The organism is Microcystis sp. LEGE 08355 (assembly GCF_015207185.1).
Taxonomy (GTDB): domain Bacteria; phylum Cyanobacteriota; class Cyanobacteriia; order Cyanobacteriales; family Microcystaceae; genus Microcystis; species Microcystis panniformis.
In genome coordinates, this window is record NZ_JADEXI010000226.1 from 1 (window position 1) to 6,877 (window position 6,877).

General features: G+C 41.3%; 9 protein-coding genes. 4 read left to right on the plus strand and 5 right to left on the minus strand.

Translation table 11 applies throughout. The features are described from left to right. Nucleotides 1–309 precede the first annotated feature (309 nt). The 3 genes from IQ242_RS12680 to IQ242_RS12690 all read right to left on the minus strand — a co-directional run bounded on the left by IQ242_RS12680 (nucleotide 310) and on the right by IQ242_RS12690 (nucleotide 2,139). Nucleotides 310–795 carry a GNAT family N-acetyltransferase gene (locus IQ242_RS12680; RefSeq protein WP_024968707.1) on the minus strand — a complete coding sequence of 162 codons (486 nt, stop codon included), beginning with the start codon at nucleotides 793–795 and terminating at the stop codon, nucleotides 310–312. 22 nt (nucleotides 796–817) lie between these two features. Continuing rightward, complete coding sequence (locus tag IQ242_RS12685; RefSeq protein WP_193960224.1) at nucleotides 818–1,126, minus strand: hypothetical protein; 309 nt, start codon at nucleotides 1,124–1,126, stop codon at nucleotides 818–820. A 119-nt stretch (nucleotides 1,127–1,245) separates the two neighbouring features. Then, nucleotides 1,246–2,139: a methylenetetrahydrofolate reductase gene (locus IQ242_RS12690; protein ID WP_193960225.1), complete on the minus strand. Its 894-nt coding sequence runs from the start codon at nucleotides 2,137–2,139 to the stop codon at nucleotides 1,246–1,248. A 222-nt stretch (nucleotides 2,140–2,361) separates the two neighbouring features. Here IQ242_RS12690 and IQ242_RS12695 point away from each other — a divergent pair, with 222 nt between their 5' ends. Beyond that, the gene (locus IQ242_RS12695) at nucleotides 2,362–3,090 is read left to right on the plus strand and encodes a GDSL-type esterase/lipase family protein (RefSeq protein ID WP_024968709.1); all 729 of its coding nucleotides are present in this window, start codon (nucleotides 2,362–2,364) and stop codon (nucleotides 3,088–3,090) included. A 348-nt stretch (nucleotides 3,091–3,438) separates the two neighbouring features. Here the strand turns inward: IQ242_RS12695 and IQ242_RS12705 are convergent, their stop codons facing one another. Continuing rightward, nucleotides 3,439–3,660 carry a hypothetical protein gene (locus IQ242_RS12705; protein ID WP_193960231.1) on the minus strand — a complete coding sequence of 74 codons (222 nt, stop codon included), beginning with the start codon at nucleotides 3,658–3,660 and terminating at the stop codon, nucleotides 3,439–3,441. Between the two features lie 277 nt (nucleotides 3,661–3,937). On the opposite strand from IQ242_RS12705, the gene IQ242_RS12710 reads away from it, so the two are divergent. The 3 genes from IQ242_RS12710 (at nucleotide 3,938) to IQ242_RS12720 (ending at nucleotide 6,486) form a co-directional block, all read left to right on the plus strand. Then, nucleotides 3,938–4,747, plus strand: coding sequence for a hypothetical protein (locus IQ242_RS12710; protein ID WP_193960226.1), 810 nt, complete (start codon nucleotides 3,938–3,940; stop codon nucleotides 4,745–4,747). A gap of 22 nt (nucleotides 4,748–4,769) precedes the next feature. Further along, the gene (locus IQ242_RS12715; protein WP_193960227.1) at nucleotides 4,770–5,522 is read left to right on the plus strand and encodes an HAD family hydrolase; all 753 of its coding nucleotides are present in this window, start codon (nucleotides 4,770–4,772) and stop codon (nucleotides 5,520–5,522) included. Between the two features lie 313 nt (nucleotides 5,523–5,835). Further along, complete coding sequence (locus IQ242_RS12720) at nucleotides 5,836–6,486, plus strand: TIGR04282 family arsenosugar biosynthesis glycosyltransferase (protein ID WP_193960228.1); 651 nt, start codon at nucleotides 5,836–5,838, stop codon at nucleotides 6,484–6,486. Here the strand turns inward: IQ242_RS12720 and IQ242_RS12725 are convergent. After that, the coding region (locus IQ242_RS12725) for a L,D-transpeptidase (protein WP_193960229.1) at nucleotides 6,448–6,877 on the minus strand (430 nt) is incomplete at its 5' end. The genes IQ242_RS12720 and IQ242_RS12725 overlap by 39 nt on opposite strands.

Consider the following 6,877-nt stretch of genomic DNA (forward strand, 5'->3'; position numbering starts at 1 on the left):
GGGTGTGGGGTGTAGGGAAAGAAACCTCTTTCATCTGTGGGGGTGAAAATTTTTTCATCGGGTCTGACTTATTTAGGGTTGGCTGAATAATGGTAAAACCCTTTTAAAATAAGGCTTTTGACCTGTTAAAATCCGATGTTCATGCTGCGAAAATCGGATTGGGACCATCAAAAACCTTGCATTATCCTTATTGTAGTACATCAATTGGTACAAAAAAGAGAGGGCAACAAAGCCTGAAACTCCCGACTCCTGACTCCTGACTCCTGACTCCTGACTCCTAACCCCACCAACAAACTTTTTCAGCAAACCCTATTTATCGCTATTACCCAATTGGGTTAAAGCTGTCCCGGTGAGACGACAAATTTGCCACTCTTGGAAGACCTTAGCCCCCATTTTTCCATAAAAATCGATCGCCAGTTGATTCCACTCTAAGACAGTCCATTCTAAAAGTCCTGCATCCCTAGCGACGGCAATTTTAGCCACAGCCATTAGTAAAGCTTTCCCGATACCTTGACTGCGATAATCGGGTAAAACGAAGATATCTTCCAGGTAAATCCCCGGTTTAGTTATAAAGGTGGAATAGTTAGCAAAAAATAGGGCAAAACCGACTATTTTACCCTCTACCTCCGCCACCAATGCTTCGATGTAGGGTTTTTCTCCGAATAAATGCTCCCCTAAAGCTTGACTATTTCCTGTCATTAAATGGCTGAGTTCTTGATAGGCCGCTAAGGCAACAATTAAGTCAAAAATAGCCTTGACATCGGTAGCAACGGCAGCACGGATGGAATAATTCATGATTGCTGGTCAAATCTTGATTTTAATGCTGATGATGTTTATGGGGAGATTCAGCAGGGGGAGAATTAAGATTGGAAAAATGACCGTTATTTAATCCCATCCCAACGCTACCAATACTGAAAAGTCCCATGGACACAAAACCGGCCGCAATTGTCCCCATGGCCACGGTTCCAATGGAAATTACTCCCATAGGAACAATACCGATGGAAATAACGCCCATGGGAACAATGCCAATAGAAATTATACCAGTGGGGGCAATACCGATCGACAACCATTTTCGCCCGGAATTACCACAACTATTCTCTTTTTCTTGACCTAGATTGGAATCCATGCTTTTAACCCCGAAGATGCTTTGAGCCTTCCCATCCTAGGTTAGGGGTAGAATTCTTGTCAAAAGACCGCTAGTCAAAATGAAAGTTAATTTTTTATAAAAACTATTGACTTTTCATCTCAGTTATGTATTGGCGGGATACCAGCCATATCGAGAATTTTCGGGACTAAATCCTCTCGTTTAATCGCCATGATGTGGACACCTTGACATAACTGCTGGGCTAATTTTATTTGTTCGGCGGCGATTTTGATACCTTCTTCGAGGGGATGAGGTGCATCAGCGAGTCTTTGAATGATATGGTCGGGAATTTGCACCCCCGGCACATTTTTATTTAAAAATACGGCATTTTTAGCCGATTTTAACAGAAAAATTCCCGCTAGAACTGGTTTATCGGCGAGGGAGGCCACCTGCTGCATGAACTTATCAAGGCACTCGAAATCCGTAACTAATTGACTTTGAAAAAACTGCGCTCCTGCTTCGATTTTACGCTCAAAACGGCTTTGAAGACCGGACCAACTTTTTGACTGCACATCGACGGCAGCCCCGGCAAAAAGTTCTAACGGTCCATCCGGTAAAGATTTATCGTTAAAGTCAAAACCCTTATTTAATTTATCGATTAATTTTAACAAACGTACCGATTCTAGGTCAAAAACTGCCCTAGCTTGGGGGTGATCTCCTGCTTTGACAGGATCTCCAGTTAAAGCTAGTATATTTCTCAATCCCAAAGCATGAGCGCCCATTAGATCTGCTTGTAATCCGATCACATTGCGATCGCGACAGGCCATTTGACAGATGGGTTCAATGTCGTGTTGATAGAGAATAGCGGAGGCAGCCAGAGAGGACATTCGCACTACGGCGCGACTGCCATCGGTAATATTAGCCGCATGAACGCGATTTTTTAGCCAGAGGGCCATTTCTAGCATATGACTGGCATTACCACCTTTCGGGGGAGTAATCTCGGCTGTAATCAAAAATTCTCGGTCTTGAACCGCGCGTCGTAAACGAGTAGTCATCAATTTATCTAGGTTTTAACCATAAATTTTATAGTAGATTTAGCCTGGAAATGACTCGGAGGCAAGCAATGATCATCGGGCTGCTTTATACTGGTCGGTATCAGTGCCTAGCTGATATTTAAGTTAACTGGCAGGAAAAAATTTCTAATGTAGTATAATACACGGACAGTTTAACCAAATTCGTTTACAAGTGTAAAGGACAACCGATTCGATCGAGCGATCATGCCAACTCTTTCTCGTTTACCTACTAAAGACAAAGCCCTAATCATGACCCATCCCCTCAAAATCGTCGCTTTAGGTGATAGCCTTGTTTATGGCTATGGCGACCCCGTGGGTGGCGGTTGGGCCGAGCGCCTACGTCGTTTGTGGATGGAAAGTGCCGGTCATGCCCTGTATAATTTGGGGATTCGCGGCGATCGAGTGGTACAAGTGTCCGAACGTTTAGAACAGGAATTTCGTCTCAGGGGGGAAATTCGCAATCGTCTTCCTGACCTGATTCTTCTCTCCGTCGGTGTTAATGATACAGCCCGTTTAGGCCGGCCCGATGGTCGTACTTATACCGATCACGATCTTTTTCAAACTCAAATCGAACATTTACTCACCCGGGCCCGTTCTCTTTGCCCGGTTTTGTTTATAGGTATGATTCCGGTAGATGAGCGGAAAATGCCCTTTTTAGATTGCTTTTACTTCAACCATGGCGATCAGTATAGTTTTAAGGAAACCACTAAACAAGCTTGTCTAGAGCAAAATATTCCCTATCTCGATTTATTTGATCTCTGGATGGACCGGGGCGATCTGTGGTGTCAAGAAAGATTAATGGAAGATGGACTTCATCCCAATGTGCAAGGCTATCAATCAATTTTAGAGGATATTTTAAACTGGTCGCCCCTCACCTCCTTTGTCGGTGTGGATAGTTTTATTCAACCTTTCACAGGAATTGCACAAAAGTGATGTCCTCTGTTCTCAGTGGTTCTAGCGGTGTTACGGAAACCAGAAGAGCCGGTAATATAAGCGAACTTACCCCCTACATATCTACTACAATGCTGAACAGGCAATTGCGCTACTCGTTCAAAATGTAGTAAATTAAGGGGCAAAATTTGCCAATCATTGCTCTGAATTTGTGACTCAATAAATTCTCGAAAAGGTGGAATCAAAAGTTAATTTTCCCAGACTATATTTGATCGCCATTTCCCCAATACTAGCTTGACTATAGCGTTTCCTGTTGGCAAGAGGTACATTGTCGATGGTGAAAAGCTTAATCAGCAAAGGTTTAACTGTGCCACACAGGTGTGAGAAACGCTATAAATCGACGAGTTCGGGATTGGCAGCCAGAAAATCGGCAATCTGTTCCAGTTGCTCAATTTCTTCGTCCACTTCCCGCTCCCGCCAATCCCAGGCGACGGAATAGTAATCGCCCTTTTCCCCACTGTGCTTGAGGAAGGATCCTGGAAAGATACCAAGAGCAGGTTCGCTGACTTTTGGTATAATTCTAACCAAGTGCAGAAATACCATAATTGCCATAACTTAAACCCCATCCACAGGGAAAACCGTAGTTTTGCTTTTTCGGCTACGATCCTTGCATGGCAATACTTTTAAGGCTTAGTGGCTTGCCCGTGAAATTCCAGTTCTCTAGCTGGTTGCGGTTTAACTATTTATTTGTCATCCAATTACAGCGTTTCTCACAAAGGTGAAGTATATATCAAATCTTGCCGGTAAAGGATTTCAGCCGCGAGAACGTACCTCGTCTACCGGAGAAACGCTGTAACAAGTAATCACAGATTATTTTGGAGTTTGTCTAATGTCAGAAGGAATTCTTTCTAAACAAGATATTGAAGCCAAAATTGATTCAGGAGACTTGGTTTTAAATGCTGTGAAAGCCAATTTGGAAGCTTGCAGCTATGACCTAAGAATTGGAACAATTTTTAAAAATGGTCAAATCATCAATGCAAATCATCCAGATGCTAATAGGCAATTTGATATTCAACCGGGTGAAATTATAAACTTATTTACATGGGAAGAAATCAAGCTATCGTCAAAAATCATGGCGACTGTTTTTGCCAGAAATGCTGAGAGTTCATTTAAAAGTCTCCTTGTTCTGAATCCAGGTCATATAGATCCTGGCTTTCAAGGACTTATTACTATTAAGGCGATTAACCTCGGAAAAGACCCTTTAAGTATACAAAGAGGTCAAAAAATTTTGACAATAATTTTTGAGGAAATGCCAAATGACAGTACAAGTCCTTACAAGAGAGAGATGTCAATAGCAGAACAAGAACAAAAGTTTAACGATGTCCTAGTTCAGCAAAATACATATAATTTATCTCAAATTATAGTTGGAGGCTCAGATTCACCTTATTTTACTAAGCAGGAAGTAGAAGCTAAAATACTAGATCTTCGCTCAAATTTCGCAACAAAAGATGACGTTAAATCTATAATTATAAGTCATTGGGCAAGTTGGCTATCTCTTATATTCACGTTTATTGCAGCCGTAGCTGGTGTTCTTGCTGTTGTGGTCAGTATGCAACCGAAATCTGAGAATAATAATCAAAATCCAATTCCCTTAGAGAGTCCAAGTCCAACACCATCTCCAAAGGGAACTCAAGGTTAGTAATAATCAAGGTAATATAAAAATGGCTAAAAGTGGTCTGATTGTATTTGACTTAGATGATACTTTGCTAAATACCAGCAATGTTTATTGGCTTGCAAGAAAGCTTTTTGTGGAAAAATTATCTGAAGAATTACAAATTAACGAAGATAAATTAATTGAAGAATTTGAAAAAATTGATCATCTTCAAATGCAAAAACTAAAGCATTCTCCTTATCGTTATACTCGGAGTATGATAGAAACTTATAAATCTGTTTCTCATAAGATAAATCATCAAATATCCGAGGAAACTTTAAAAGCTATTAAAGATTTTGGCCGTTTAATTTTAAAAAATACACCAAATACTATTAAGGGGGCTAAAGAAATTCTTGATTGGTCATCTCAAAACTATTCTCTTGCATTATTGACAAGAGGTGAAAATTCATTTCAAAAAAAGAAGTTACACAAAAATGAACTGTATAAATACTTTGATTTTATAAGAGTTGTACCTCACAAAAATGCTGAAGTTTTAAAAAAATTTATCCAAGATATAGGCTTTGATTGTCAAGATGTTTGGGTTATTGGTGATTCACTAAAATCAGATATTAATCCAGGCATTGAAATTGGAGCAAAGTGTATCTTGTACGGCTATCATCATCCACATTATCATTGGATACAAGATCATGAAAGTGTTGCATTAGGCTCTTTTTACAAAGTTGATAATTTATCAGATATTAGACAAATTCTTGAGTCAGATTCTAATTCTAATTCTAATTCCGAATCGAGGTCGATGACCTGAAAAAATCCGATATTTTGCAGGACTTGCACTTGAAGCCATCGTAGGTTAGATTGACGTAAGGAAACCCAACACAGAATTAAATAACCAACTAAAATAATCTATACTAAGCCAATAAAGCCTGTTTTATTAGCTTTCCTGCCTCCTATCGACAGTAGGCTAAAACTAATAAGTGGGTGGGTGGAATTAAATATAAGATGAACGTAGGTTGGGTTGAAGCATGAAACCCAACGCCTGCATGGGTTACGCTACCGCTAACCCATCCTACAAATAATTTTGCCTCCCTACTTAATTAATATCATCGTCGCAATTACTCGTGGACTGGAGACAACAACTGATTATTTTTACCCGTTATCCGGAATTGGGGAAAGTAAAAACCCGTATGATTCCAGCTTTGGCAGCCGAGGGAGCCGAAGAATTACACCGCAAACTGGCCGAATATACTCTCAGTAAATTAGCGGGTTTGAAGAATTTTCTCTCTCTGATCATTTACTACCATGGCGGCAGCGAGGAAAAAATGCGTACTTGGTTAGGTGTGCATTATTGCTATCATTCTCAACGGGGAAAAGACTTAGGAGAAAAGATGCAAAATGCTTTTGCCGATGGTTTTGCTCAAGGGATGACAGCGATCGCTATTATTGGCACAGATTGCCCAGAAATCGGGGAAAAAGAGATTTTAGCAGCCTTTGAAGCCCTAAAAACCCACGATATGGTTTTAGGGCCGGCGTTAGATGGAGGATACTACCTAATTGCTTTAAAACAGGTCTTTCCAGAGCTTTTTGACGGTATTCCCTGGGGGACGGGGGAAGTCTTGGCCAAAACCCAGACAATCGCCGCTAAACTGGCTTTAAAAACCGCTTATCTGCCTAAATTAGCCGATATTGATCGCCCGGAAGACCTGCCTATCTTAAAAAAATACCTGCCGGAATTAAGGTTGAACGATGACCGGGGTTCCCATGCGGACTAAATCAAACAACACTTTTACATCCCGATTCCGCATCCGCACACAACCATGGGAAGCGGCGCTACCGAGGGAATTTTCTGCGGGGGTGCCATGAAAACCGATGGAATTTTTGCCGTCACTCCAAAAACCGATCCATCTTTCCCCTAGGGGACTATTGGGACCGGGAGCGCTGACTTTTCCCGTCCAGGGACTTTTCCAGACGGGATTGCGAACTAATTCCCGCACTTCAAATTTACCGGTGGGGGTTTCCCAGCCTTTTTTGCCGACGGCGACGGTAAATTGCGCTAAAACTTGCTTATCTTGATAAACGTAAACTTTTCTCTCTTTCAGTTTCAGGACCAGATGGGTAGCGAGAGTTTGATTGGCTGCCGTATTCGGGGTGACGGTGCTGATT